Annotated in this window: 19 protein-coding genes; 10 read left to right on the top strand and 9 right to left on the bottom strand. The window is 67.2% G+C overall.

Features of this window, described 5'->3' with window-relative positions; all coding sequences use genetic code 11:
- Positions 1 to 17 precede the first annotated feature (17 nt).
- Together aat and infA are read left to right on the top strand one after the other, a co-directional pair.
- Positions 18 to 785, top strand: a complete 768-nt coding sequence (gene aat, locus C9I47_RS08495) for a leucyl/phenylalanyl-tRNA--protein transferase (protein WP_111266357.1) — start codon at positions 18 to 20, stop codon at positions 783 to 785.
- Positions 786 to 954: 169 nt separating this feature from the next.
- Positions 955 to 1,173, top strand: a complete 219-nt coding sequence (gene infA / locus C9I47_RS08490) for a translation initiation factor IF-1 (RefSeq protein WP_027068842.1) — start codon at positions 955 to 957, stop codon at positions 1,171 to 1,173.
- Positions 1,174 to 1,256: 83 nt separating this feature from the next.
- Here the strand turns inward: infA and clpA are convergent, their stop codons facing one another.
- Both clpA and clpS read right to left on the bottom strand, forming a co-directional pair.
- Entirely contained in the window at positions 1,257 to 3,542 is a 2,286-nt protein-coding gene (clpA, locus tag C9I47_RS08485) for an ATP-dependent Clp protease ATP-binding subunit ClpA (RefSeq protein ID WP_111266356.1), read from the bottom strand.
- A gap of 219 nt (positions 3,543 to 3,761) precedes the next feature.
- Positions 3,762 to 4,082 (bottom strand): ATP-dependent Clp protease adapter ClpS, encoded by a 321-nt coding sequence (gene clpS / locus C9I47_RS08480; RefSeq protein ID WP_111266355.1) that lies wholly within the window; start codon positions 4,080 to 4,082, stop codon positions 3,762 to 3,764.
- A 204-nt stretch (positions 4,083 to 4,286) separates the two neighbouring features.
- Between clpS and C9I47_RS08475 the strand changes: the two genes are divergently transcribed.
- The 5 genes from C9I47_RS08475 (at position 4,287) to C9I47_RS08455 (ending at position 7,465) form a co-directional block, all read left to right on the top strand.
- On the top strand, positions 4,287 to 4,763 hold the full coding sequence (locus C9I47_RS08475) for a YbjN domain-containing protein (RefSeq protein WP_111266354.1): 477 nt from the start codon (positions 4,287 to 4,289) through the stop codon (positions 4,761 to 4,763).
- A 34-nt stretch (positions 4,764 to 4,797) separates the two neighbouring features.
- Positions 4,798 to 5,277: an NUDIX hydrolase gene (locus C9I47_RS08470; RefSeq protein WP_111266353.1), complete on the top strand. Its 480-nt coding sequence runs from the start codon at positions 4,798 to 4,800 to the stop codon at positions 5,275 to 5,277.
- Positions 5,274 to 6,401: a tRNA 2-thiouridine(34) synthase MnmA gene (gene mnmA / locus C9I47_RS08465; protein ID WP_111266352.1), complete on the top strand. Its 1,128-nt coding sequence runs from the start codon at positions 5,274 to 5,276 to the stop codon at positions 6,399 to 6,401. The genes C9I47_RS08470 and mnmA overlap by 4 nt, the downstream gene beginning before the upstream one ends.
- A 33-nt stretch (positions 6,402 to 6,434) precedes the next feature.
- On the top strand, positions 6,435 to 7,085 hold the full coding sequence (gene hflD, locus C9I47_RS08460; protein WP_111266351.1) for a high frequency lysogenization protein HflD: 651 nt from the start codon (positions 6,435 to 6,437) through the stop codon (positions 7,083 to 7,085).
- Positions 7,086 to 7,213: 128 nt separating this feature from the next.
- A complete protein-coding gene (locus C9I47_RS08455) occupies positions 7,214 to 7,465 on the top strand; it encodes a hypothetical protein (protein WP_111266350.1) in 252 nt (83 codons plus the stop codon).
- A gap of 84 nt (positions 7,466 to 7,549) precedes the next feature.
- Here C9I47_RS08455 and acnB read toward each other — a convergent pair whose 3' ends face one another.
- Entirely contained in the window at positions 7,550 to 10,141 is a 2,592-nt protein-coding gene (gene acnB, locus C9I47_RS08450; RefSeq protein WP_111266349.1) for a bifunctional aconitate hydratase 2/2-methylisocitrate dehydratase, read from the bottom strand.
- A gap of 415 nt (positions 10,142 to 10,556) precedes the next feature.
- Between acnB and acnA the strand changes: the two genes are divergently transcribed.
- Complete coding sequence (gene acnA, locus C9I47_RS08445; RefSeq protein WP_111266348.1) at positions 10,557 to 13,310, top strand: aconitate hydratase AcnA; 2,754 nt, start codon at positions 10,557 to 10,559, stop codon at positions 13,308 to 13,310.
- Between the two features lie 97 nt (positions 13,311 to 13,407).
- On the opposite strand, the gene C9I47_RS08440 is transcribed toward acnA, so the two are convergent.
- Complete coding sequence (locus C9I47_RS08440; RefSeq protein ID WP_111266347.1) at positions 13,408 to 13,854, bottom strand: nuclear transport factor 2 family protein; 447 nt, start codon at positions 13,852 to 13,854, stop codon at positions 13,408 to 13,410.
- A 182-nt stretch (positions 13,855 to 14,036) separates the two neighbouring features.
- Here C9I47_RS08440 and C9I47_RS08435 point away from each other — a divergent pair, with 182 nt between their 5' ends.
- Positions 14,037 to 15,716 carry a long-chain fatty acid--CoA ligase gene (locus C9I47_RS08435; protein WP_111266346.1) on the top strand — a complete coding sequence of 560 codons (1,680 nt, stop codon included), beginning with the start codon at positions 14,037 to 14,039 and terminating at the stop codon, positions 15,714 to 15,716.
- Between the two features lie 155 nt (positions 15,717 to 15,871).
- A complete protein-coding gene (locus tag C9I47_RS08430) occupies positions 15,872 to 16,735 on the top strand; it encodes a crotonase/enoyl-CoA hydratase family protein (RefSeq protein WP_111266345.1) in 864 nt (287 codons plus the stop codon).
- Between the two features lie 8 nt (positions 16,736 to 16,743).
- Here the strand turns inward: C9I47_RS08430 and C9I47_RS08425 are convergent, their stop codons facing one another.
- The 5 genes from C9I47_RS08425 to recJ form a co-directional block, all read right to left on the bottom strand.
- Positions 16,744 to 18,918, bottom strand: coding sequence for an ATP-binding protein (locus tag C9I47_RS08425; RefSeq protein WP_111268046.1), 2,175 nt, complete (start codon positions 18,916 to 18,918; stop codon positions 16,744 to 16,746).
- 5 nt (positions 18,919 to 18,923) lie between these two features.
- On the bottom strand, positions 18,924 to 20,048 hold the full coding sequence (locus tag C9I47_RS08420) for an HD domain-containing phosphohydrolase (protein WP_407067510.1): 1,125 nt from the start codon (positions 20,046 to 20,048) through the stop codon (positions 18,924 to 18,926).
- Between the two features lie 77 nt (positions 20,049 to 20,125).
- Positions 20,126 to 21,649 (bottom strand): lysine--tRNA ligase, encoded by a 1,524-nt coding sequence (gene lysS / locus C9I47_RS08415; protein ID WP_111266343.1) that lies wholly within the window; start codon positions 21,647 to 21,649, stop codon positions 20,126 to 20,128.
- A 94-nt stretch (positions 21,650 to 21,743) separates the two neighbouring features.
- A protein-coding gene (gene prfB / locus C9I47_RS08410) for a peptide chain release factor 2 (protein WP_111266342.1) occupies positions 21,744 to 22,872 on the bottom strand; the annotation gives its coding sequence in 2 pieces (ribosomal slippage) (positions 21,744 to 22,796 and positions 22,798 to 22,872; 1,128 coding nt in all).
- 103 nt (positions 22,873 to 22,975) lie between these two features.
- Complete coding sequence (recJ, locus tag C9I47_RS08405; protein WP_407067509.1) at positions 22,976 to 24,691, bottom strand: single-stranded-DNA-specific exonuclease RecJ; 1,716 nt, start codon at positions 24,689 to 24,691, stop codon at positions 22,976 to 22,978.
- Positions 24,692 to 24,715 lie beyond the last annotated feature (24 nt).

The following is a 24,715-nucleotide window of genomic DNA, read 5'->3' as shown; positions in this document are numbered from 1 at the left end:
GCGCCACAATGCCGGCCATGGCGCCGACCCCGCTCACCCTCCCCGCGCTGCTGGCGGACGATCCGCGGGCGCCGTTCCCGGCGCCGGAAGCCGCGCTGCGGCACCCCAACGGACTGCTCGCCATCGGCGGCGACCTGTCCTGCGCGCGCCTGCTCAATGCCTACCGCCACGGCATCTTTCCCTGGTACTCCGACGGCCAGCCGCTGCTGTGGTGGTCGCCCGATCCACGCGCGGTGTTCCGGACCGGCAACGACGGCGTACGGCTGTCGTCCAGGTTCCGGCGTCGGCTGCGCCGCTCCAGCCTGGTGGTGCGGGCCGACCACGATTTCGAGGCGGTGATCGTCCAGTGCGCCAGGATCCGCCGCGCCGGACAGGACGGCACCTGGATCACCGACGCGATGATCCGCGCCTACATCGAGCTGCACCGGGCCGGTCACGCGCATTCGATCGAGGTCGTCGATGCCACCACCGGGGGAGATGGCCTGGTCGGCGGCCTGTACGGTGTCGCGGTCGGGCGGATGTTTTTCGGCGAGAGCATGTTCAGCGCACGCTCCGGTGGCTCCAAACTGGCCCTGGCCGGACTCGCGCGGCGGCTGTGCGAGTGGGGCTGGCCGCTGCTCGACGCCCAGGTCGAGAACGACCATCTGCTCGGTCTCGGCGCGGTCGCGATGCCGCGCCCGGCCTTCCTCGCCGAAGTCGCCCGCCTGACCGCCCTGCCCGAACCTGCCGGCCACTGGCGCGATCGCTTCGGCTGCCTGCCGGCGGCGGCGCTGGCCAAGGCCTGAGCGCTCCGCCGGAGGCTCCGTCCCGGGGCCGGCCCTTCGCCGGCAGCGAGGTATTCTTTGCGCCGCCGCCAAGAGCATGGCAGAATGCGCGGCTTGTCAGTCGCTTCTGGAAGACCGTCTGTAGCGGCTTCCCTCCCGACAACCCCTGCACCGCAACACCAAGGAACACATGGCCAAAGACGACGTGATCGAATTCGAGGGCACGGTATCGGAAACCCTTCCGAACACCATGTTCCGTGTGCGCCTCGAAAACGGGCACGAGATCATCGCCCACATCTCCGGCCGCATGCGCAAGCACTACATCCGCATCCTGACCGGCGACCGCGTGAAGGTGGAAATGACGCCCTACGATCTGACCAAGGGCCGCATCACCTACCGCATGAAGTGATTCATGTAACTCATTGATTGAAAAAGGCGGCCAAGGCCGCCTTTTTCGTGCCGTCAGGCCGCGCCGGGCGGCGCGGCCGCCGCTCACACGACCGACGCCGGCAGCAGCCGTTCCGGTTCCGGCTGGACATCGATGACCAGCTCGTCGTCGCGCACGTCGATGGTGACCCGACCGCCCTCGACCAGCTTGCCGAACAGCAGCTCGTCGGCCAGCGGACGCTTGATCCGGTCCTGGATCACCCGGGTCATCGGGCGTGCGCCCATCAGCGGATCGAAGCCGTGCTGGGCCAGCCAGTCGCGCGCGCTCGGCGTCGCGCTCAGGGTCACCCGCTTCTCGTGCAGCTGGGTCTCCAGCTCGATCAGGAACTTGTCGACCACCCGCAGGATGTGCTCCAGCTCCAGCGCCTGGAACTGCACGACCGCGTCCAGGCGGTTGCGGAACTCCGGGCTGAAACTCTTGCGGATGACCTCCATCGCGTCGGTGGAATGGTCCTGGCGGGTGAAGCCGATGCTGCGGCGCGAAGCCTGGGCGGCACCGGCATTGGTCGTCATCACCACGATCACGTTCTTGAAGTTCGCCTCGCGGCCGTTGGTATCGGTCAGCACCCCGCGGTCCATGACCTGCAGCAGGATGTTGAAGATGTCCGGGTGCGCCTTCTCGATCTCGTCCAGCAGCAGCACACAGTGCGGGGTCTTGACGATCTTCTCGGTCAGCAGCCCGCCCTGGTCGAAGCCGACATAGCCCGGGGGGGCGCCGATCAGCCGCGACACCGAATGCGCCTCCATGTACTCGGACATGTCGAAGCGCACCAGCTCGATGCCCAGTTGCAGGGCCAGCTGCTTGGTCACCTCGGTCTTGCCGACGCCGGTCGGGCCGGCGAACAGGAAGTTGCCGATCGGCTTGTCCGGATTGCCGAGCCCGGAACGGGCCAGCTTGATCGCCGAGGTCAGGGTCTCGATCGCCGGATCCTGCCCGAAGATCACCATCTTCAGGTTGCGCTCCAGGTTGCGCAGCACGTCCTTGTCGGTCGCGCTGACCTGCTTGGCCGGAATCCGCGCCATCTTGGCGACGATCAACTCGATATCGTCGACGTCGATCAGGTTGTGGCGCTCCTCCTCCGGCATCAGCCGCTGGCGGGCGCCGGCCTCGTCGATCACGTCGATCGCCTTGTCCGGCAGCAGACGGTCGCCGATGTGCTTGACCGACAGGTCCACCGCCGCCTGCAGGGCGTCGTCGGTGTAGAGCACGTCGTGGTGCTCCTGGTAGCGCTTGCGCAGGCCCTTGAGGATCTCGAAGGCCTCGCCGACGGTCGGCTCGACGATGTCGACCTTCTGGAACCGGCGCGCCAGCGCCCGGTCCTTCTCGAAGATCCCGCGGTACTCCTGGAACGTGGTCGATCCGATGCAGCGCAGCTCGCCGGTCGCCAGCGCCGGCTTGATCAGGTTGCTGGCGTCCATGGTCCCGCCGCTGGCCGAGCCGGCGCCGATGATGGTGTGGATCTCGTCGATGAAGAGGATCGCCTCGGGCTGCTTCTTCAGCTGCGACAGCACCGCCTTCAGGCGCTTCTCGAAGTCGCCCCGGTACTTGGTCCCGGCGACCAGGGCGCCGAGGTCGAGCGCGTAGATCACCGCGTCCTTGAGCACCTCCGGCACCTTGCCCTCGACGATGCGCAGGGCCAGGCCCTCGGCGATCGCGGTCTTGCCGACCCCGGCCTCGCCGACATACAGCGGATTGTTCTTGCGCCGGCGGCACAGCACCTGGATGGTCCGCTCGACCTCCTCGGCGCGACCGACCAGCGGATCGACCCGCCCCTCCTCGGCCGCCTTGTTGAGATTGGCCGCGAACTCGTCCAGCGGATCGGCCTTGCCCTCGCCCTCGGCTTCGGGGGGACGGATCTCGTTCTCGCTGCCGCCCTCGGCCTCGCCCTCGCCGGACTCGTGGCGGACGATGCCGTGGGAGATGTAGTTGACGACATCCAGCCGCGAGATGTCCTGCTGGCCCAGGTAGTAGACCGCATGGGAATCCTTCTCGCCGAAGATCGCCACCAGCACGTTGGCGCCGGTGACCTCCTTCTTGCCCGAGGACTGCACGTGGTAGACCGCCCGCTGCAGCACCCGCTGGAACCCGAGCGTGGGCTGGGTGTCGCGGTCCAGGTCCTCGGGCAGGACCGCGACCGAGGTCGATATGGCCTGCTCCAGGTCGGCGCGCAGACGATGGAAGTCGGTGCCGCAGGCCTTGAGCACCCCCTCGGCCGAGGGGTTGTCGAGCAGGGCCAACAGCAGGTGTTCGACCGTCATGTACTCGTGGCGGGCCTCGCGGGCGCGCTTGTAGCACTGGCCGATGCTGTATTCGAGATCCTTGCTGAACATGGATGATCTCCGGAAAGCTACTGCGGTCCTGTATGGGGGTAACCGCGGCGGAATTCCACCGGGCCGGGAGGGACACTGAATCCCGCCGGCGGCCGTGCTGCTGTCCCTTCACCCGATTGGACCGCGCCGGCCGCACGGGGTTCAACGCCAGGAGTCGAACCACCTGCAGGTTCGCCCATCCTCGTGCCCTCATCAACTAGGACGTGATGAACACAGCTTTTAGGCCTTTTCCATCGTGCACAGCAAGGGATGCTGGTTGAGCCTTGAATATTCGTTCACCTGCGCCACCTTGGACTCGGCCACCTCGCGGGTGAAGACGCCGCACACGCCCCGGCCGCGGGTGTGGACGTGGAGCATGATCTGGGTGGCCTTCTCGATATTCATCGGGAAGAACCGCATCAGCACCTCGACGACGAAGTCCATCGGGGTGTAGTCGTCGTTCAGCAACAGTACCGAGTACAGCGGCGGACGCGCCACCTCGGGCTTGTCGACTTCCACCAGTGTCCCGTGGTGATGTTCTTGATCGGTCTGTTTGGCCATCCCGGGATTATAAGAGGCTGGGCAAGGCCTTCGCATGACCGCCACGCAATCGCGGGCGCGCGCGACGGGCGACCGGGGACGGCGGCGCGGTTCCGCGCGCGCCCGGCTCCGGCGCCCGGATGCGGGTGCGGATGGACGCTTCCCCGCGGGCGGCGGCACAATGGGGTTTCTTCATCACCATCAATCCAAGCAGGGGGACACACGATGCGACCGATCAAGGCTTTGCTGGCGGCTCCACTCGTCTGCGGCGCGCTGTTGTGCGGCACGGCCCAGGCCGAGGACGCCTCGATCGAGCGCCAGCTCGACGCGCTGGGCTACAACTACGATGTCGACGAGGACGGCGACTACAAGATGACCTTCGAGGTCGAGGACGGTCGCACCCAGTTGGTCTTCGTGATCTCCAAGGTCGAGAGCTACGGCAAGCACAAGGTCCGCGAGGTCTGGGCGCCGGCCTATCGCGCCGAGGACAGCGACTTCCCGACCCTGGTCGCCAACCGCCTGCTGCAGGAAACCATGGAGAACAAGCTCGGCGCCTGGGCCAAGCAGGACGACATGGCGGTGTACGTGGTCAAGATCGCGGCCGACGCCTCCAACGAAGAGCTGGAGGACGCGATCGAGTATGCGACCCAGGTCGCCGACCGCATGGAAGCGATACTGACCGACGGCGAGGACGAGTTCTGACGCCGTTCCCCTTTCCCCATTCCACAGGTATCCGATGAGCTATCGCGAAGGCCGTTTCTGGCAACCCGACGTGACCGTGGCCACGGTGGTCACCGATGGCGGCCGGGTATTGCTCGTCGAGGAGATGGTGGGCGGCGCGCGGGTGCTGAACCAGCCCGCCGGCCATCTGGAGCCGGACGAGACCCTGCTGGAAGCGGCATTGCGCGAGACCCGCGAGGAGACCGGCTGGGACGTTCGCCTGACCGCCTTCGTCGGCGCCTATCAGTGGAAGTCGCCGGCCGCCGCCGATGGCCGCGGCGGCCGGCACTACCTGCGCTTCGCCTTCGCCGCCGAACCGCTGCGCCACGACCCGGCGCGGCCGCTCGACGAGGGCATCGTGCGCGCCGTGTGGCTCACCCCGGCCGAACTGCAGGCCCGCCACGACGAGCACCGCAGCCCGCTGGTGTGGCGCGCGGTCGCCGACTTCCTGGCCGGCCAGCGCCATCCGCTGGAACTGGCCAGGGCCCTGGCATGACGCAGGCGCGGATCATCGTCGGCATGTCCGGGGGGGTGGACTCCTCGGTGGCGGCGCTGCGCCTGCGCGATGCCGGCGAACCGATCGCCGGACTGTTCATGCAGAACTGGGCCGAGGACGACGCGCTCGACGGCGGCGGCTGCCGCGCCGAGGAGGACCGCCGCGATGCGGTCGCGGTCTGCGGCCGGCTCGGCATCCCGATCCATTTCCGCGACTTCTCCGGCGAGTACTGGGCCGGCGTGTTCGAGCACTTCCTGGCCGAGTACGCGGCCGGACGCACGCCCAATCCGGACGTGCTGTGCAACCGCGAGATCAAGTTCAAGCACTTCCTCGACGCCGCCCGCGAGCTGGGCGCGGAGTCGATCGCGACCGGCCACTACGCCCGGGTTGCCCGCGATGGCGGACGCCAGCGCCTGCTGCGCGGCCGCGACCGCGGCAAGGACCAGAGCTATTTCCTGCACCAGCTCGGCCAGGCCCAGTTGGCCGCGACCGAGTTCCCGCTGGGCGAGCTGCCCAAGCCCGAGGTGCGCCGGATCGCCGAGGCGGCCGGCCTGCCGACCGCGGCGAAGAAGGACTCGACCGGCATCTGCTTCATCGGCGAGCGCGACTTCCGCGAATTCCTGTCGCGCTACCTGCCGGCGCGCCCCGGCCGGATGCTGACCCCGGACGGCCACGAGATCGGCGAACACCCCGGGGTGTTCTACTTCACCCTCGGCCAGCGCGAAGGGCTGAACATCGGCGGTGTCCGCGGCTTCGAACCCGCGCCCTGGTACGTGGTCGGCAAGGACGTCGCCCGCAACATCCTCTATGTCGACCAGGGCGCCGACAGCCGCTGGCTGCGCTCCGAGCGGCTGTGGAGCGAGACCGCGCACTGGATCGCGGGTGCGCCGCCGGCCGCGCGCTTTCGCTGCACCGCCCAGGTCCGCTACCGCCAGCACGACCAGGCCTGCGAGGTCGAGCTGGGCGAGGACGGCAGCCTGGCGATCGCCTTCGCCCAACCCCAGCGAGCGGTCACACCGGGCCAGTCGGTGGTGCTGTACGACGGCGACGAATGCCTGGGCGGCGCGGTGATCGCCGCCACCGACGCACCGCTGGAACGGCGCCTCAGGGCCGAAGCGGCCTGACCCCTCCTCCCTATCCGTTTTCGATACCGAGTGATGACCGACTCCAGCAACGACCACAGCAACCACGCGCCCGCCGACCGGACGATCGCCGACCGCGCGCTTGCCCTCGCCGGCCTGCTTCAGGCGCTGGGCCAGGTCCGGCGCATCGCCGAGACCGGCCAGGCCAATGTCGAAGTGCTGGCGACCTCGCTCGACTCGGTGTTCCGCATCGATGCCGCCTCGCCGGCCGAGGTCTATGGCGGTACCGCCGCCCTGCGTCCGGGCCTGACCCTGCTGCGCGAGTACTTCACCAGCCGGTTGAAGGACGAGCAGTTGCCAAGGCTGGCGCTGGCGGTGATCCAGCTCGAGCGCCGCTTCGTCGCCGACCCGGCGATGGCGCAGCGGGTACGCGACGGGATCACCGCCCAGCAGGGGGCCGCCGAGCACCAGGGCAGCACCCACCCGGAGGTGATGACGGCGCTGGGCGATCTCTATGCCGAAACCCTCAGCCACCTGCGCCCGCGGGTGCTGGTGCAGGGCAATCCGCATTACCTCGGCCAGTCGGCGGTGGTCGCCGAGGTCCGCGCCGCGCTGTTGGCGGCGGTGCGCTCAGCGGTACTGTGGCGCCAGCTCGGCGGCAGCCTGTTCGACCTGCTGCTGCGCCGTCGCCAGCTCGTCAACGCGGTCGAACAGTTGCTGCGCTGACACCGCCGCCTGTCGGGGCCTGACCGGGTCCTTCATCGCCCGCGTTTCCGAACCGCAGGCGGTTGCCATGCTCAACTGCGCCGGCCGCTGTGGCCGCCCGCGCTCAGCTCAGCAAAAGGACTCGCACCATGTTCAAGCGCACCCTGCTCCGCGGCACCGCCGTCGTCGCGTCTGCCCTGCTGATCGCCGTCTTCGCCGCGCATGCCCACTCGCCCTACGATACGGTCGTGGTGACCCGCCACTACGACGCCGGCGGCGTCCTGGTCGGGGTCGAGGCCATGGGCCCCTGCGGCTTCGCGCTGTACGGCGCGACCGGCGCCAGCAGCAGCACCGAGCTCATCCTGTGCCGGGACATCGACCGGGTGGAACTGCCGTACTGACCGTTCCCGCGGCACCGTACGGACATGAAAAAGCCCGGCACGAGCCGGGCTTTTTCGCGACCGCCGGAGCGGCCCGGTCGACGCTTACGCGGCGACGGTGTCGGCGACCGTCTTGTACTCCTCGATCTGGTCGAAGTTCATGTAGCGGTAGACCTCGGCGCCGATCGAGTTGATCACGCCGATGTCGGCCATGTACTCCTCGCGGGTCGGGATCCGGCCCAGTCGCGAACAGATCGCCGCCAGCTCCGCCGAGCCCAGGTACACGTTGGTGTTGCGTCCCAGGCGGTTGGGGAAGTTGCGGGTCGAGGTCGAGAACACGGTCGCGCCCTCGCGCGCCTGCGCCTGGTTGCCCATGCACAGCGAGCAGCCCGGCATCTCCATGCGCGCGCCGGCGCTGCCGAAGGTGCCGTAGTGGCCTTCCTTGGTCAGCTCGGAGGCGTCCATCTTGGTCGGCGGCGCGACCCACAGGCGGGTCGGGATGTCGCGCTTGCCTTCCAGCAGCTTGGCGGCGGCGCGGAAGTGGCCGATGTTGGTCATGCACGAGCCGATGAAGACCTCGTCGATCTTGGCCCCGGCGACATCGGACATGGTCTTGACGTCGTCCGGATCGTTCGGACAGGCGACGATCGGCTCGACGATCTCGGCCAGGTCGATGTCGATGACCGCGGCGTACTCGGCGTCGGCATCGCCCTCCAGCAGCTGCGGATCGGCCAGCCAGGCCTCCATCGCCTTGATCCGGCGCGCCAGCGAGCGGGCGTCGGCGTAACCCTCGGCGATCATCCACTTGAGCAGGGTGATGTTGCTGTTGAGGTATTCGACGATCGGCTCCTGGTCGAGCTTGACCGTGCAGCCGGCGGCCGAACGCTCGGCCGAGGCGTCGGACAGCTCGAACGCCTGCTCGACCTTCAGCTTCGGCAGGCCCTCGATCTCGAGGATGCGACCGGAGAAGATGTTCTTCTTGCCCTGCTTGGCGACGGTCAGCAGGCCCTGCTTGATCGCGTACAGCGGGATCGCGTTGACCAGGTCGCGCAGGGTCACGCCCGGCTGCATCTCGCCCTTGAAGCGGACCAGCACCGATTCGGGCATGTCCAGCGGCATCACGCCGGTGGCGGCGGCGAACGCGACCAGACCGGAGCCGGCCGGGAACGAGATGCCGACCGGGAAGCGGGTGTGCGAATCGCCGCCGGTACCGACGGTGTCGGGCAGCAGCATGCGGTTGAGCCAGCTGTGGATCACGCCGTCGCCCGGGCGCAGCGAGATGCCGCCACGGTTGGAGATGAACTCCGGCAGGGTGTGGTGGGTCTTGACGTCGACCGGCTTGGGATAGGCCGCGGTGTGGCAGAACGACTGCATCACCAGGTCGGCCGAGAAGCCCAGGCAGGCCAGGTCCTTGAGCTCGTCGCGGGTCATCGGACCGGTGGTGTCCTGCGAGCCCACCGAGGTCATCTTCGGTTCGCAGTAGGTGCCAGGACGGATGCCAGTGCCCTCGGGCAGGCCGCAGGCGCGGCCGACCATCTTCTGCGCCAGCGAGAAGCCCTTGCCGCTGTCGGCCGGGTTCTGCGGCAGGCGGAACAGCTCGGACACCGGCAGGCCCAGCGCCTCGCGCGCCTTCGCGGTCAGGCCGCGGCCGATGATCAGCGGGATGCGGCCGCCGGCGCGGACCTCATCGAGCAGCACCTCGGACTTGAGCGCGAACTCGGCGATCACCTCGCCGTCCTTGAGCGCCTTGCCCTCGTACGGGCGCAGCTCGATCACGTCGCCCATCTCCATCTTGGACACGTCGAGTTCGATCGGCAGCGCGCCGGCGTCCTCCATCGTGTTGTAGAAGATCGGCGCGATCTTGCTGCCCAGGCAGACGCCGCCGAAGCGCTTGTTGGGGATGAACGGGATGTCCTCGCCGGTCCACCACAGCACCGAGTTGGTCGCCGACTTGCGCGAGGAGCCGGTACCGACCACGTCGCCGACGTAGGCGACCAGGTGGCCCTTCTGCTTGAGGTCGGCGATCAGCTGGATCGGACCGCGCTTGCCGTCCTCCTCGGGCTCGAACGCGGCGCCCTCGCGCTTGTTCTTCAGCATCGCCAGGCCATGCATCGGGATGTCCGGGCGGGTGGTCGCGTCCGGCGCCGGCGACAGGTCGTCGGTGTTGGTCTCGCCGGGCACCTTGAACACGGTGATGGTCAGGCTCTCGGGAACCTCGGGACGGCTGGTGAACCACTCCGCCTCGGCCCAGCTGCGCATCACCGCCTGGGCGTGGGCATTGCCGCCCTCGGCCTTCTCCTGCACGTCGTGGAAGGCGTCGAACATCAGCAGCGTCTTCTTCAACGCCTCGGCGGCGATGGTCGCCACCTCGGCATCGTCGAGCAGCTCGATCAGCGGGTGGATGTTGTAGCCGCCCAGCATGGTGCCCAGCAGCTCGGTGGCGCGGGCGCGGTCGATCAGCGGGTTCTTCTCGCTGCCGAACGCCAGCGCGGCCAGATAGGACGCCTTGACCTTGGCGGCGTCGTCGACGCCGGCCGGCACGCGCTCGGTCAGCAGTTCGAGCAGGAAGGCCTCCTCGCCCGCCGGCGGGGACTTCAGCAGCTCGATGACCTCGGCGGTCTGCTCGGCGGTGAGCGGCAGCGGCGGAATGCCCAGCGCGGCGCGCTCGGCAACGTGTTGGCGATAGCTGGAAAGCATGAAGACTCCCGTCGGGGTACAGCGGAGGGGACGCCCGCGCATCGACGCACGTCCTGCCTGGACAGGGCTGTCCTCGGCGGGCGCAGAAGCGGGATCGACGGGCGTTGCCGGAGTGTCGGGCGACCGCCAGGGGCTGCCCTACGACCCCGTATTTTGCCCGATCCGGCCTCTCACGGCAATTCGGAGTCTGTCTGGAACGCCTGTCGCACAAGGCTTTCAGCGCCCGAAACAGCGCCCGCAGGGGCTCCGAGCGGCCGCCATTGGACGAATGTCTCCACGCTACCTGAATGCGATGGCGCGATAATGGGCGGTGCGCTTCGCCGCCGCCCGCCCTCCACGCGGCCGCGGCGTCGCCAAGCCATCGCCCCCGGGACCGCCGGGGACGCAGCCATGCCAACACAGGAGCCCCACCCCCATGTCCGACTCCTATTCCACCCGCCGCACCCTGACCGTCAACGGCCGCGAGCTGGGCTACTTCAGCCTGCCCGCGCTGGGCGAGCGCTTCGACATCAGCCGCCTGCCCTACTCGATGAAGATCCTGCTGGAGAACCTGCTCCGCCACGAGGACGGCGGCCAGACCGTCGGCGCGGAGCACATCGAGGCGGTCGCCCGCTGGGACGCATCGAAGGAGCCGGACACCGAGATCGCCTTCATGCCGGCGCGGGTCGTGCTGCAGGACTTCACCGGCGTGCCCTGCGTGGTCGACCTGGCGGCGATGCGCGATGCGGTCGGCCGGCTCGGCGGCAACGCCGCACAGATCAATCCGCAGATCCCGTCGGAACTGGTGATCGACCATTCGGTGCAGGTCGACGTGTTCGGCCGCCCCGATGCGCTCGACCTCAACGGCAAGATCGAGTTCGAGCGCAACAAGGAGCGCTACAGCTTCCTGCGCTGGGGCCAGAAGGCGTTCGAGAACTTCAAGGTGGTGCCGCCCAATACCGGCATCGTCCACCAGGTCAACCTGGAGCACCTGGCCCGGGTGGTGGTCGAGCGCGAGGTCGGCGGCCAGGCGCTGGCGTTCCCGGACACCGTGTTCGGCACCGACAGCCACACCACGATGATCAACGGCATCGGCGTGCTGGGCTGGGGCGTCGGCGGCATCGAGGCCGAGGCGGCGATGCTCGGCCAACCGTCGTCGATGCTGATCCCGCAGGTGGTCGGCTTCAAGCTGACCGGCAAACTGCCCGAGGGCGCGACCGCGACCGACCTGGTGCTGACCGTGACCCAGATGCTGCGTTCGCTCGGCGTGGTCGGCAAGTTCGTCGAGTTCTTCGGCGACGGCCTACAGCACCTGCCGCTGGCCGACCGCGCGACGATCGCCAACATGGCTCCGGAGTACGGCGCCACCTGCGGCATCTTCCCGATCGATGCCGAGGCGTTGAACTACCTGCGCCTGTCCGGCCGCAGCGACGACCAGATCGCCCTGGTCGAGGCCTATGCCCGCGCCCAGGGCCTGTGGCACGAGCCCGGCGCTGCGGAGGCGACCTACTCGGCGACGCTGGAACTGGACATGGGCGACGTCAAGCCGTCGCTGGCCGGTCCCAAGCGCCCGCAGGACCGGGTCCTGCTCAGCGAGATGCAGACCAATTTCCGCGAGAACCTGACCGGACTGATCGCCCACCGCGCACCGCGCAACGGCGAGTCGCGGATGGACGCCGAGGGCGGCCACCAGCACCAGGCCGACCACCTGGCGGCGTTGCCGGTGTCGAAGATCACCATCCGCGACGAAGAGGCGGAACTGCGCGACGGCTCGGTGGTGATCGCCGCGATCACCTCCTGCACCAACACCTCCAATCCGGCGGTGATGATCGGCGCCGGCCTGCTCGCCCGCAACGCAGCCAAACTGGGGCTGAGCGCCAAACCCTGGGTCAAGACCTCGCTCGGACCGGGCTCGCTGGTGGTGACCGACTACCTGCGCAAGGCCGAGGTGCTCGACGACCTGGAGAAGCTCGGTTTCTACGTGGTCGGCTACGGCTGCACCACCTGCATCGGCAATTCCGGCCCGCTGCCCGACGAGGTCTCGCGCGGCATCGCCGAGAACGACCTGGTGGTCGCCTCGGTGCTGTCGGGCAACCGCAACTTCGAGGGCCGCGTGCACCCGGAAGTGAAGATGAACTATCTCGCCTCGCCGCCGCTGGTGGTCGCCTACGCGATCGCCGGCACCATCAACATCGACCTGGTCAACGACCCGATCGGCCACGACCGCGACGGCAACGCGGTCTACCTGCGCGACATCTGGCCGAGCAACAAGGAGATCGGCGACACCATCGCCGCGACCGTCGGCCCGGAGATGTTCGCCCAGAACTACGCCGACGTGTTCAAGGGCGACAGCCGCTGGAACACGATCGCCTCGCCGGACGGCGAATCGTTCGCCTGGGAGGCGGACTCGACCTACATCAAGAACCCGCCCTACTTCGACGGCATGACGATGCAGGTCGGCTCGATCGACGATTTCGCCGGCGCGCGCGTGCTCGGCCTGTTCGGCGACTCGATCACCACCGACCACATCTCCCCGGCCGGCAACATCAAGAAGGACTCGCCCGCCGGCCGTTACCTGATCGAGCGCGGCGTGCAGCCGGCCGACTTCAACAGCTACGGCAGCCGTCGCGGCAACGACGACGTGATGGTCCGCGGCACCTTCGCCAACATCCGCATCAAGAACCTGATGTTCGGCGGCGAGGAAGGCGGCAACACGCTGTACTTCGGCAAGGGCGCGCCGGAAAAGATGTCGATCTACGACGCGGCGATGAAGTACAAGGCCGACGGCGTGCCGCTGGTGGTGCTGGCCGGCAAGGAATACGGCACGGGTTCCTCGCGCGACTGGGCGGCCAAGGGCACCAACCTGCTCGGGGTGAAGGCGGTGATCGCCGAGAGCTTCGAGCGCATCCACCGTTCCAACCTGGTCGGCATGGGCGTGCTGCCGCTGCAGTTCAAGGACGGCGACAGCGTCGGATCGCTCGGCCTCGACGGCAGCGAGACGATCAGTGTCGCCGGGCTCGAGGACGGCGGCTCAAGGACCGCGACGGTGACCGCACGCAAGGCCGATGGCAGCGAGGTCAGCTTCCAGGTCAGGGTGCTGCTGCTGACGCCGAAGGAAGTCGAGTACTTCCGCCACGGCGGCATCCTGCACTACGTACTGCGCCAGCTCGCCGCGAACCAGACCGCCTGACCTCCGAAACCGGCGGAAGCCCCGCCCGTCGCAGCGCGACGGGCGTTCGGGCGCGCGCGGTCATGCCGCGCAACCCGTTCGCCCTCTCCTTCCAATGCTAGCTGCGCGGCTCCCAGCGGATGCTGGTCAGGCGCCACTCGCCACCCTCCAGGCGCCAGCCGCTCTGAACCGAGTAGACCCGCGCCGCATCCGGCAGGATCCGGCCCTGGCCGCCGCTGAGCACGGCATCGAAGCCCACCGTCGCGTGACCGTCGCCCATGCCGACGGAGACCGGTCCGACGGTGACGCCGACATTGCGGTAACGCAGGAACATTCCCTTCGCCATCCGCTCCGCAGCCTTCGCGTCCATGCCGTCCGGACCGATGAACTCCGCCGACAGGGTGTCGCCGAGCGCGCCCGCATCGCGGGTTTCCAGCGCCTGCTGCAATGTGTCCAGATTCGAACGCAATGCGGTCTCCGGATCCTCGCGGGCACACCCCGAAAGCACCAACAGGCAGACCAGCAACAGCCCGCTCCAGGCGACCGTCGACGTTCTCGGATGCATCCGCGACTCCCCGCTCCAAAGCCCCAGCCTACTGCATCGGAAGCTTCGCGGGAGTCCCGCTCGGCCGTCGTCGCTGATTGCTGCGGCCGACCTTGCCAGCCCCTAGAGCCTATGCTCCAATCCAAGCCACCGTACGCTTGCGAATCGCATGCGACGGCATCCGAAATGCATAGGGGATCGCAATGAGTGCTGACCGTCCGTGGCTGAAGCAGTATCCAGAAGGTATGCCGTCCGAAATCGACGTCGATGAGTTTCCTTCTGTTGTTTCCGTCCTCGAGAACGCGATCAGTCACTACAACCAGCGTCCGGCCTTCGCCAACATGGGCAAGACCCTGACCTACGGTGAGATCGACACCCTCAGCCGCCAGTTCGCCGCCTACCTGCTGGACGAACTGAAACTCAAGAAGGGCGACCGGGTCGCGATCATGCTGCCCAACTGCCTGCAGTACCCGATCGCCACCTTCGGTGTGCTGCGCGCGGGTCTGACCGTGGTCAACACCAATCCGATGTACACCGCGCGCGAGCTCAAGCATCAGTTGGTCGACTCCGGCGCCAGCGTGATCCTGGTGCTGGACAACTTCGGCGACACCGTCCAGGAAGTGGTCGCCGACACCCCGGTCAAGCAGGTCATCACCACCGGCCTGGGCGACATGCTCGGTTTCCCGAAAGGCGCGATCGTCAACTTCGTGCTCAAGCACGTAAAGAAGATGGTGCCCGACTACAGCATCCCGAAGGCGATCCGCTTCCGCGACACGCTGGAGCTGGGCCGCAAGCACACGCTGCCGGAGATCAGCATTTCGCCGCAGGACATCGCCTTCCTGCAGTACACCGGCGGCACCACCGGTGTCGCCAAGGGCGCGATGCTCACCCACCGCAACCTGGTCGCGAACATGCAGCAGGCGGCGGCCTGGGTCGGCATCAACGTCCGGCTCGGCGAAGAGGTGATCATCACCGCGCTGCCGCTGTACCACATCTTCGCGCTGACCGCGAACGGGCTGGTGTTCATGAAGTTCGGCGGCCTCAACCACCTGATCACCAACCCCCGCGACATGCGGGGCTTCGTCAAGGAGCTCAAGCAGGTCAAGTTCACCGCAATCACCGGCGTCAATACCCTGTTCAACGGACTGCTGAACACCCCGGGATTCGACGAGGTGGACTTCTCCGGATTGCACCTGACCCTCGGCGGCGGCATGGCGGTGCAGCGCTCGGTCGCCGAACGCTGGAAGAAGGTCACCGGCACGACCCTGGTCGAGGCCTACGGGCTGACCGAGACTTCGCCGGCGGCCTGCATCAACCCGATGGACCTGAAGGACTACAACGGCTCGATCGGCCTGCCGATTCCGTCCACCGATGCCTGCGTCAAGGACGAGGAAGGCCGAATCCTGGCAACCGGCGAGGTCGGCGAGCTGTGCATCAAGGGCCCACAGGTGATGAAGGGCTACTGGCAGCGTCCGGACGAGACTGCCAAGGTCATCGACGCCGACGGCTGGCTGCATACCGGCGACATGGCCAAGATGGACGACGAGGGCTACTTCTACATCGTCGACCGCAAGAAGGACATGATCCTGGTCTCGGGCTTCAATGTGTATCCGAATGAGGTCGAGGACGTGATCGCGCTGATGCCGGGGGTGCTGGAGGTCGCGGCGGTGGGCGTGCCCGACGACAAGTCCGGCGAGGTGGTCAAGGTCGTGATCGTCAAGAAGGACCCGGCTCTGACCGAGGAGCAGGTCAAGGCCCACGCCCGCGAGCACCTGACCGGCTACAAGCACCCGCGGATCGTGGAATTTCGCAAGGAACTGCCGAAAACCAACGTCGGCAAGATCCTGCGCCGGGAGCTGCGCGAGGAGTCACCCGGCGCCTGAGCCCCGCCTCCCGTTCAGGTTATCCAAGCCCCTCCCCGGAGGGGCTTCTTATTTGTGGCCCCTCGTGCGGGTGTAGCATCAAAACCGGTGGGAACACCACACCGCCTGAAACCCACCTGCATACCAATCCAGGGCGGTCAACCGGGGGCCTCCTAATGAACACCATCAAGCTGCAACGCACACGTCAATACCCTACCCTGCAAATCGAGTCGGATCCCGCAGGCAATAGCCATTGGATATACATGCACAACGACATCGGACCGGGGGTTCGTCCTTGTTTCCGGACCGAATTGATGAGCGACATGTGGAGTTTTCTGTCTTCGATCACGCTTCGTGAGGAACAACGCCAATCCGGGCGTCTACGCCATGTCGTACTTGCCTCGGCTGCCCCGGCCTTCAATCTGGGGGGAGACCTGGAACTCTTCTCAAGACTGATCCGCGAAGATAACCGCGAACAACTGCTGGCCTATGCCCGCCGCTGCATCGACGGGGTTCATCACCTGCATTGCGGCCTGGGTGGCGATGTCCGGACAATCGCGCTGGTCCAGGGTGACGCGCTTGGAGGTGGCATGGAGCTGGCCCTGTCCTGCCACACGATCGTCGCCGAGGAAGGCGTGGAAATGGGGCTGCCTGAGGTCATGTTCGGATTATTCCCGGGAATGGGCGCTTATTCCTTCCTGTGCAAACGAGTATCTCCGAACGTAGCGGAGAAGCTGATCCTCGAAGGTACGCTCCTCCCCAGCGAGGAACTCCATCGGATGGGCATCGTCGATGTGCTGGTACCCAGGGGCGAAGGCGAGGCCACGGTCCAGGAAATCATCCGACAGCAACAGCGCTCCCCCTATGCGCATCTGGCACTGAATGCGGTGAGAGGAATCTCCCAGCCCGTCGGTTACGATGAACTGATGGGCATTGCCGAAGTCTGGGTGGATACCGCCCTGGCTCTGGGAGAAAAGTCCCTTCGTACCATGGAACGCATAGTCCGTGCGCAGACGCGGCGCTCGGCAATGGCCGCATGAGCGACTGTTCAGGAGGTATGCTCGTCGCCGCGGGCACGAATGTGTCCGCGTGCTTCGAGCATCTTCCTGCCCTGGTCCAGCTGCTCGCTCAGTTCACCATGCTTTAGCTTCCATTCCGCCGCCATTCGCCAGTCCACGAGCCGCATGAGTTCGCCGCTGGTCGTGACCAGTCTGACCAGTCCAATATTGCTCGCCACACCCTTGAGTGCATGAGCCTGCTCTCTCACGCAGTTCCAGTCTTCGTTCATTCCGGCCTTCTCAAGATTCTGGATGCAGACGGTCGCGTCATGCAGGCATTGCGCGACGAACTCCCGCTCGAAGGACTCACCCATACCAAGTGCCCGGAGTTCATCGAGCACGGAATCATCCAGCGTTTCGCTGTCCAGGAATGCGGGCACGGAAACGTCGTGTAGGGAGACGATCGAAGAGGTCTTGGCACCATTGGTCGCGATATCGGCCAAGGCATCGAGCAGCCGGACGGCCGATACCGGCTTGGACAGGAATGCACGCGCTCCCGCCTGCTGGCAGGAACGAATGGATTCTGGAGTCACATCCGCACTGAGGATCAGCACCGGGGTTCGAACCCTTCTTCCCGCCTGCATGACCTTCAGCTGGCGCAGCAGATCGAGCCCGCTCACATCTGGCATATGCAGGTCGGCAATCACCGCATCGAAGTCGGCAACGGCGAGCGCATCCAGAACCCTTTCTCCTCCATCCGCACAGGTCACGCGATGTCCGGCCTTTTCGAGCAGCCGCTGCAATACGTTCCGGTTAGCGGCATGATCGTCGGCGACGAGAATCGACAGGCTTGGAACCCTCGCCCTATGCCGCAGGAACGGATCGCTGAAAGCGATCACATTTGCCGCGCGCGCCTCGTGTCCGTCGCCGTCTGCCATGTCTTCTCTGGCGCCATCGGCACTGGAGGCGACTTGTTCAAAAGGCAGCTCCACCCAGAATTTGCTGCCGCGTCGCTCAAGGCTCTCGAAGCCTATGCTCCCGCCCATCGCCTCGGTAAGGCCCTTGGCGATAGTCGTGCCGAGGCCCGTGCCGCCATAGCGCCGGGATAGCCCGACGTCGGCCTGCTCGAAGGCCTCGAACAGGCGTTGGCGCATCGACTCTGGAATGCCGATCCCGGTATCGGTAACGGTGAAGCGCAGCCTGATCGTATCCTCGGTCCGCGTGGCGACCGCGACATCCATCCGCACGGAACCGAAATCCGTGAACTTGACGGCATTGCTGGCCAGGTTGAGCAACACCTGCCGCAAATGGGCGGCATCTCCGCGTAGTGCCTCCGGCACCTCTTCCGAAACAAGGGATTCGTAGCGAATCTGTTTGGCTCGGGCCTGCGGTTGCAATATCAGGCTGACGCTCTCAATGACCTCGCGAGGAAGGAATTCGGCCGTATCGAGTTTGAGTTTTCCTGCCTCGATCGCCGAAATGTCCAGCACATCCTCGACGAGAGACAGCAGACTGCGGGTAGAGGCCTGGATGGTGTCCAGACACTCGCGCTGCTCGGCGTCCAGCCGGGTCGTGGCCAGAAGTTCCGACATGCCGGCCAGGCCATTGAGGGGGGTCCGGAACTCATGGCTCATGTTCGCGAGAAACCGGGTCTTGGCCTCACTGGCCCTTCGCGCCTCTTCAGTCGCTCGGGTCAGTGCCCGCAACAGGCCCGACAGGTACAGAGGAATGGCGACCAGGCCAAGCAACAGACCGAATGCAATCACCCGGTTGGCCTGCCAATACGGATTCAACGCAACAACCATGCCGAAGCTGATACAGGCCATTGCCACTGCGGCGTAAAGATATCGGTTGCCGTAACGAAGACCGTTGCCGATGGTGACCCACATGATGATCACGTAGACCCAGGCGAGTGGCTCGCCCATGTGGGTCATGGCAAGTCCCATCAATCCATAGTCGGAGACCATCCCGACCCCGCGCCGTGTCCGCGACTTGCCAGGTGAGAGCAGTATCCACCCGATAATGGCCAAGCCGACACTGATGCCGACCACGACCATTGCCAACACGTTGAAATACTCCTGCCTCGGTAGCGAACCGCCGTAACCCCGAGCCAGCATGTAGACAAGCACGACGAACAGTATCGCCAGCCGCACGAAGGCCTGGCCGTGCTCGCTGTCCGGCCGCTTGGCCAGGCGTTGTTTCAGGCTGGAAAGGATGCCGGCCATGCCGGTCACGGCAGTCCTGGTCGCACCGAGCCGGCGGCGTAGCGCTTGCAGATCTCGTCCAGCCGCGCACGACTACGCATCAGTGCGTCCACGCAGGTCGGGTCGAACAGACGGCCGCGTTCGGCCATCAGGTACTCCAGGGCGACGTCGATTCCCCACGGCTCCTTGTACGGCCGCGGCGAGATCAGCGCGTCGAACACGTCGGCGACGGCGACGATACGCGCTTCGATCGGAATCTCCTCGCCGACCTGGCCGTCCGGATAGCCGCTGCCGTCGTAGCGCTCGTGATGGCGCAGGGCGATGGTGGCCGCGGTCTGGATGAAACGGTTCTGGCTGCCGCTGAGCAGCTCCTGTCCGATCACCGGATGCCGGCGCATGATGTCCATCTCGTCCTCGCTCAGCGGGCCGGGCTTGAGCAGCACCGCGTCCGGGATCGCGATCTTGCCGATGTCGTGCAGCGGTGCGGCCATCTCGATCATCCGCACCTCGTCCTCGAACATGCCCAGCTGTTCGGCGATCAGTCCGGCGACGTGCGACATCCGCTCCAGATAGACGCTGGTGCCGCGGTCGCGGTACTCGATCGCGCGCGCCAGCCGCTGCAGGGTCTCGCGCTCGCGCTCCTCGACCTCGTGCATGCTCGACAGCAACCGCTGTTCCAGCGACATCGCCCGCTGCTTGACGCTCTCGGACTGCTGCCGCAACTGCAGCAGGTTGCGGCAGCGGGCGCGCAATTCGCGCGGACGTACCGGCTTGACCAGGAAATCGATCACGCCGGCATCCAGCGCCGCCTGGCGGATCGGCTCGTCGCCGACCACGGTCACCAGGATGATCGGAATGTCCCGGTGCAGCGGTCGACGGCGGAAACGACGGGCAAACTCCAGCCCGTCGATTCCCGGCATCCGGTAATCGAGCAACAGCAGATCTGGATGGTTGTTCTCACACCATTCCAGACCGCTCTCGGCCTCACCGAAATCATGCACCTTCAGCTCCGGCGCAATGTCCTCGATGATATGGCGCAACATCGTGCGCGCCGATGTCTGGTCGTCAACGATGACAACGTTCACACTGGTCCCTGCATGCAACGTCACCTGTTGGGTGGCTATGTCGGCAGCATACCCCGCCTTTGCCACGCTTGGCAGCTTACGCCTGATCCAACCACCCTTCCATGGTCGGGGCCATTGGCGGCCCCGAAAGTGTTAAGAACGAATCAAGCCGCCGATTCCGGACGCATGTACGGAAACAGCAGCACGTCACGGATCGAGGCCGATCCGGTCATCAGCATCACCAGCCGATCGATGCCGACGCCGAGCCCGCCGGTCGGCGGCAACCCGACCTCCAGCGCCCGGATGTAGTCGGCGTCGTAATGCATGGCCTCGTCGTCGCCGCCCTCCTTCTGCTCGACCTGGGCGCGGAAGCGCGCGGCCTGGTCCTCGGGGTCGTTCAGCTCGGAGAAGCCGTTGGCCAGCTCCTTGCCGTTGACGAACAGCTCGAAGCGGTCGGTGATGCCCGGCTCGCTGTCGCTTTCGCGGGCCAGCGGCGAGACCTCGACCGGATAGTGGGTGATGAAGGTCGGCTGCTCCAGCTTGTCCTCGACGGTCTTCTCGAAGATCTCCAGCAACAGCTTGCCCCAGCCGTAGGACGGCTTGACCGCCACCCCCAGCCGCAGGCAATGCGCGACCAGCGCCTCGCGGTCGCGGCAGTCGGCGATGCTGATCCCGGGATTCATCTCGCGCACCGCCTCCTCCAGCCGCCAGCGCTTGAAGGCCGGGCCCAGATCGATCCTGGCGCCGTCCCACTCCATCGTGGTCGTGCCCAGCACCGCGACGGCGACATCGCGGACCAGGTTCTCGGTCAGGTCCATGATCTCGTTGTAGGTGGCGTAGGCCTCGTACAGCTCGAGCATGGTGAACTCGGGATTGTGCCGGGTCGACACACCCTCGTTGCGGAAATTGCGGTTGATCTCGTAGACCCGCTCCAGACCGCCGACGACCAGGCGCTTGAGGTACAGCTCCGGCGCCACGCGCAGGAACAACTCCAGGTCGAGCGCGTTGTGATGGGTCACGAACGGCTTGGCCGCGGCGCCGCCGGGGATGTAGTGCATCATCGGCGTCTCGACCTCGAGGAAGCGACGGCTGTCCAGCCACTCGCGGATCGCGCGGATGATCCGCGAACGCTTGACGAACACCTCGCGCGCCTCCGGCGACACGATCAGATCGACATAGCGCTGGCGGTAGCGCTGCTCGACGTCGGCGAGGCCGTGGAACTTGTCCGGCAGCGGACGCAGCGACTTGGTCAGCAACCGCAGCTCGGTCGCCTTGACCGACAGCTCGCCGGTGCGGGTGCGGGTCAGCCCGCCGCGCGCGGCGACGATGTCGCCGACGTCCCAGCCCTTGAACGCGTCGTAGGCCTCACCCAGCGCGTTGGCCTGCAGGAACAACTGGATGCGGCCGGACTCGTCCTGGATCTGCACGAAGCTGGCCTTGCCCATCACCCGCTTGAGCAGGATCCGGCCGGCCACCGCAACCCGGCGGCCATCGGCCTCCAGCGCCTCGGCGGTCCAGCGCTCGGCGTCGGCGTACTCGGCCTGCAGGTCGCCGGCATGGTCCTCGCGGCGGAAGTCGTTGGGGAATGCCCCGCCCTTCTCGCGCAGCGCCGCGAGTTTGCTCCGACGCTCGGCGATCAGGAAGTTCTCGTCGGCGTGGGTGGGCGGCTCGTGCGTCTTGTCGGTCATGGGATTCGCGATCGGGGGTCAAAGAAAGAAAAGAAAGGAACGGGCAAGCCCGGAGGATAACGGGCGGGACCGGATGCGGCGCCGGTCCCGTCCCTCAGACGGCGTCGGCGCGTTTGGCGCCGACCTCCAGGCCGGCCTTGAGGCTGGCCTCGACGAAGTCGTCGAGATCGCCATCGAGCACCTTCTGGGTGTCGCTGCGTTCGACGCCGGTGCGCAGATCCTTGATCCGGCTCTGGTCGAGCACGTAGTTGCGGATCTGGCTGCCCCAGCCGATGTCGGACTTGGTCGCCTCGACCGCGTCGCGCTCGGCGTTGCGCTTCTGGATCTCCAGCTCGTACAGCTTGGCCGCCAGCATCTTCATTGCGGTGTCGCGGTTCTGGTGCTGGCTGCGGCCGTTCTGGCACGCCACCACGATGCCGCTGGGCACGTGGGTGATGCGCACCGCCGACTCGGTCTTGTTGACGTGCTGGCCGCCGGCGCCGGAGGAGCGGTAGACGTCGGTCTTCAGGTCGGCCGGATTGATCTCGATGTCGATGTTGTCGTCGACCTCGGGGGACACGAACACCGAGGTGAAGCTGGTGTGACGGCGGTTGTCGGAGTCGAACGGCGACTTGCGGACCAGGCGGTGGACGCCGGTCTCGGTCTTCATCCAGCCGTAGGCGAAGTCGCCCTCGACCCGGAACGTGGCCGACTTGATGCCCGCGACCTCGCCGCCGGAGACCTCCATCAGCTCGGTCTTCCAGCCGCGGGACTCGGCCCAGCGCAGGTACATGCGCAGCAGCATCTCGGCCCAGTCCTGCGCCTCGGTGCCGCCGGCGCCGGCCTGGATGTCGACGAACGCCGCGGCGCCGTCCATCTTGCCGCTGAACATGCGCTGGAACTCGAGCTGCTCGACGTCGCGCTGGTAGCCGTCGATGTCGGCGACCACCGCCAGCGCGGTGTCCTCGTCGTCCTCCATCTCGGCCAGCTCCAGCAGCTCGAGCGCGCCGGCCAGGCCTTCGTTCAGGCGCCGGCTGCCGAGCACGACCTTCTCCAGCGACGCGCGCTCGCGACCCAGCGCCTGGGCGCGCTCGGCATCGTTCCAGATATCGGGGCTTTCCAGCTCCCGGTTTACTTCCTCGAGACGTTCGACCTTGCTGTCGAAGTCAAAGATACCCCCTCAGCGCATCCAGCCGACCCTGCAGGTCGGCGACGCGCTGGCGGACGGGATTCAGTTCGATCATGAACCACCACCACCTGAAAAAAGACCGTCGATTCTAACAGGCAATCGCCGTCGCCGGCCGCCGTGTGCGGGCCGGGGTCACGCGGGCGCCAGCCACGCCCGACTCAGACCGCTTCGCGGTGCACCACCACCAGTTGCACCGCGTCGCCGCCACGATAGTCGTCGGGCTCGAGCCGATAGGCGATGCGCACGCGGCCGGGCGGCGCCTGCCCGTCCCAGCTGCCGAAGTGGATGGCATTCAGGCGCTGGCGGCCATGGCCGAGCTCCAGCTTCAGGTGACGCTCGCCGACCACCCGCCAGCCGAGCACGTCGAATTCGCCATCGAACTGGGGCTCGGGGAAGCCCTGCCCCCACGGCCCGCCGTCGCGCAGGGCCTCGGCATTGACGCGGGTGAACTCGTCCGCCGCCAGGTCGCCGTCGCTGAGCACCACGGCCTGCAGCAACTCCGGGCCCAGGGTCTCGGCGGCGACCCGCGCGAACGCGTCGCGGAACGCCTCCAGTCGCGCCATCGGCAACGACAGGCCGGCCGCCATCGCATGACCGCCGAAACGCTCGACCAGGCCGGGATGGCGCGCGTCGACCGCCGCCAGCGCATCGCGGATATGGAAGCCGGGAATCGAGCGCGCCGAACCGCGCAGGGCGTCGCTGCCCGGCTCGGCCGGCGCGAACGCGATCACCGGCCGGTGCAGGCGCTCCTTCAACTTGGAGGCGACCAGGCCGACCACCCCGGGATGCCACTGAGGATCGTGCAGGCAGACCGCCAGCGGCGGTTCGCCGGCCAGCGCGACCCGGGCCACGGCGGCCTCGGCCTCGTCGGTCATCTGCTGCTGGACCGCGCGACGCTCGCCGTTGATCTCGTTCAGCGTCGCGGCGATCTCGCGGGCCTGGCGCGGGTCGTCGGTCAGCAGGCACTCGATGCCCAGCGACATGTCCTCCAGGCGGCCGGCGGCGTTCAGGCGCGGGCCGACCGCGAAACCGATGTCGGCGGCGGTCAGGCGCGCGGCGTCGCGGTTGGACACCTCGATCAGCGCCTGCAGCCCGGCGCAGCCCCGCCCCGCGCGCAACTGCCGCAGGCCGGCCGCGACCAGGGCGCGGTTGCAGGCGTCCAGCGGCACCAGGTCGGCAACGGTACCGACCGCGACCAGGTCCAGCAGCGCGGTCAGATCCGGACGCGTCCGCGCATCGCTGTCGGGACGGTCGTGAAGGTGCCGGCGCAGCGCCAGCAACACGTAGAACATCACCCCGACCCCGGCCAGCATCTTGCCGGGAAAACGGTCGCCGGGCTGGTTGGGATCGACGATCACGTCGGCCGCCGGCAGGGTCTCGCCGGGCAGGTGGTGATCGGTGACCAGGACCTGCCAGCCGCGCGCCTTGGCCGCGGCGATGCCGGCGTGGCAGGCGATGCCGTGATCGACCGTGACCAGCAGGTCGGGCTGCAGCGCGGCAAGCTCGTCGACCAGCGCCGGCGACAACCCGTAACCGTGGACGATCCGGTTGGGTACCGCGTGCGAGACCCGGCGCGCACCGAGCATGCGCAGGCCGCGCACGCCCAGCGCGCAGGCGGTGGCGCCGTCGCAGTCGAAATCCCCGACCACCACGATGTGACGATCCTCGGCGATGGCCGTTGCCAGCAGCTCGGCCGCGGCGTCGACGCCGACCAGGCCGTCCGGAGGCGGCAACTGGGCGAGCCGTGGGCGTGCCTGGGCCTCGTCGAGAGCGCCTCGCGCGGCGTAGATGCGGCGCAGCAGCGCCGGCACCCGCGCCGACCACTCGCCGGCCGCCGGCGCCTCGCGGCGCTGCAGACGGGTCCGCGGCTTCACCGGGACGCCCTCGTCGAACGGCTC

Origin of the sequence: Marilutibacter maris, assembly GCF_003233695.1 — a bacterium.
Classification (GTDB): Bacteria; Pseudomonadota; Gammaproteobacteria; order Xanthomonadales; family Xanthomonadaceae; genus Marilutibacter; species Marilutibacter maris.
Note: the sequence above shows the minus strand (reverse complement) of the source record. Positions and strands in the feature narration are given on the sequence as shown.

What these genes read in the sequence shown, in the direction of transcription:
- aat (WP_111266357.1), top strand. Translation starts at nt 18, where the DNA reads ATGGCGCCGACCCCGCTCACCCTCCCCGCGCTGCTGGCGGACGATCCG.
- infA (WP_027068842.1), top strand. Translation starts at nt 955, where the DNA reads ATGGCCAAAGACGACGTGATCGAATTCGAGGGCACGGTATCGGAAACC.
- clpA (WP_111266356.1), bottom strand. Translation starts at nt 3,542, where the DNA reads ATGTTCAGCAAGGATCTCGAATACAGCATCGGCCAGTGCTACAAGCGC.
- clpS (WP_111266355.1), bottom strand. Translation starts at nt 4,082, where the DNA reads ATGGCCAAACAGACCGATCAAGAACATCACCACGGGACACTGGTGGAA.
- C9I47_RS08475 (WP_111266354.1), top strand. Translation starts at nt 4,287, where the DNA reads ATGCGACCGATCAAGGCTTTGCTGGCGGCTCCACTCGTCTGCGGCGCG.
- C9I47_RS08470 (WP_111266353.1), top strand. Translation starts at nt 4,798, where the DNA reads ATGAGCTATCGCGAAGGCCGTTTCTGGCAACCCGACGTGACCGTGGCC.
- mnmA (WP_111266352.1), top strand. Translation starts at nt 5,274, where the DNA reads ATGACGCAGGCGCGGATCATCGTCGGCATGTCCGGGGGGGTGGACTCC.
- hflD (WP_111266351.1), top strand. Translation starts at nt 6,435, where the DNA reads ATGACCGACTCCAGCAACGACCACAGCAACCACGCGCCCGCCGACCGG.
- C9I47_RS08455 (WP_111266350.1), top strand. Translation starts at nt 7,214, where the DNA reads ATGTTCAAGCGCACCCTGCTCCGCGGCACCGCCGTCGTCGCGTCTGCC.
- acnB (WP_111266349.1), bottom strand. Translation starts at nt 10,141, where the DNA reads ATGCTTTCCAGCTATCGCCAACACGTTGCCGAGCGCGCCGCGCTGGGC.
- acnA (WP_111266348.1), top strand. Translation starts at nt 10,557, where the DNA reads ATGTCCGACTCCTATTCCACCCGCCGCACCCTGACCGTCAACGGCCGC.
- C9I47_RS08440 (WP_111266347.1), bottom strand. Translation starts at nt 13,854, where the DNA reads ATGCATCCGAGAACGTCGACGGTCGCCTGGAGCGGGCTGTTGCTGGTC.
- C9I47_RS08435 (WP_111266346.1), top strand. Translation starts at nt 14,037, where the DNA reads ATGAGTGCTGACCGTCCGTGGCTGAAGCAGTATCCAGAAGGTATGCCG.
- C9I47_RS08430 (WP_111266345.1), top strand. Translation starts at nt 15,872, where the DNA reads ATGAACACCATCAAGCTGCAACGCACACGTCAATACCCTACCCTGCAA.
- C9I47_RS08425 (WP_111268046.1), bottom strand. Translation starts at nt 18,918, where the DNA reads ATGGCCGGCATCCTTTCCAGCCTGAAACAACGCCTGGCCAAGCGGCCG.
- lysS (WP_111266343.1), bottom strand. Translation starts at nt 21,649, where the DNA reads ATGACCGACAAGACGCACGAGCCGCCCACCCACGCCGACGAGAACTTC.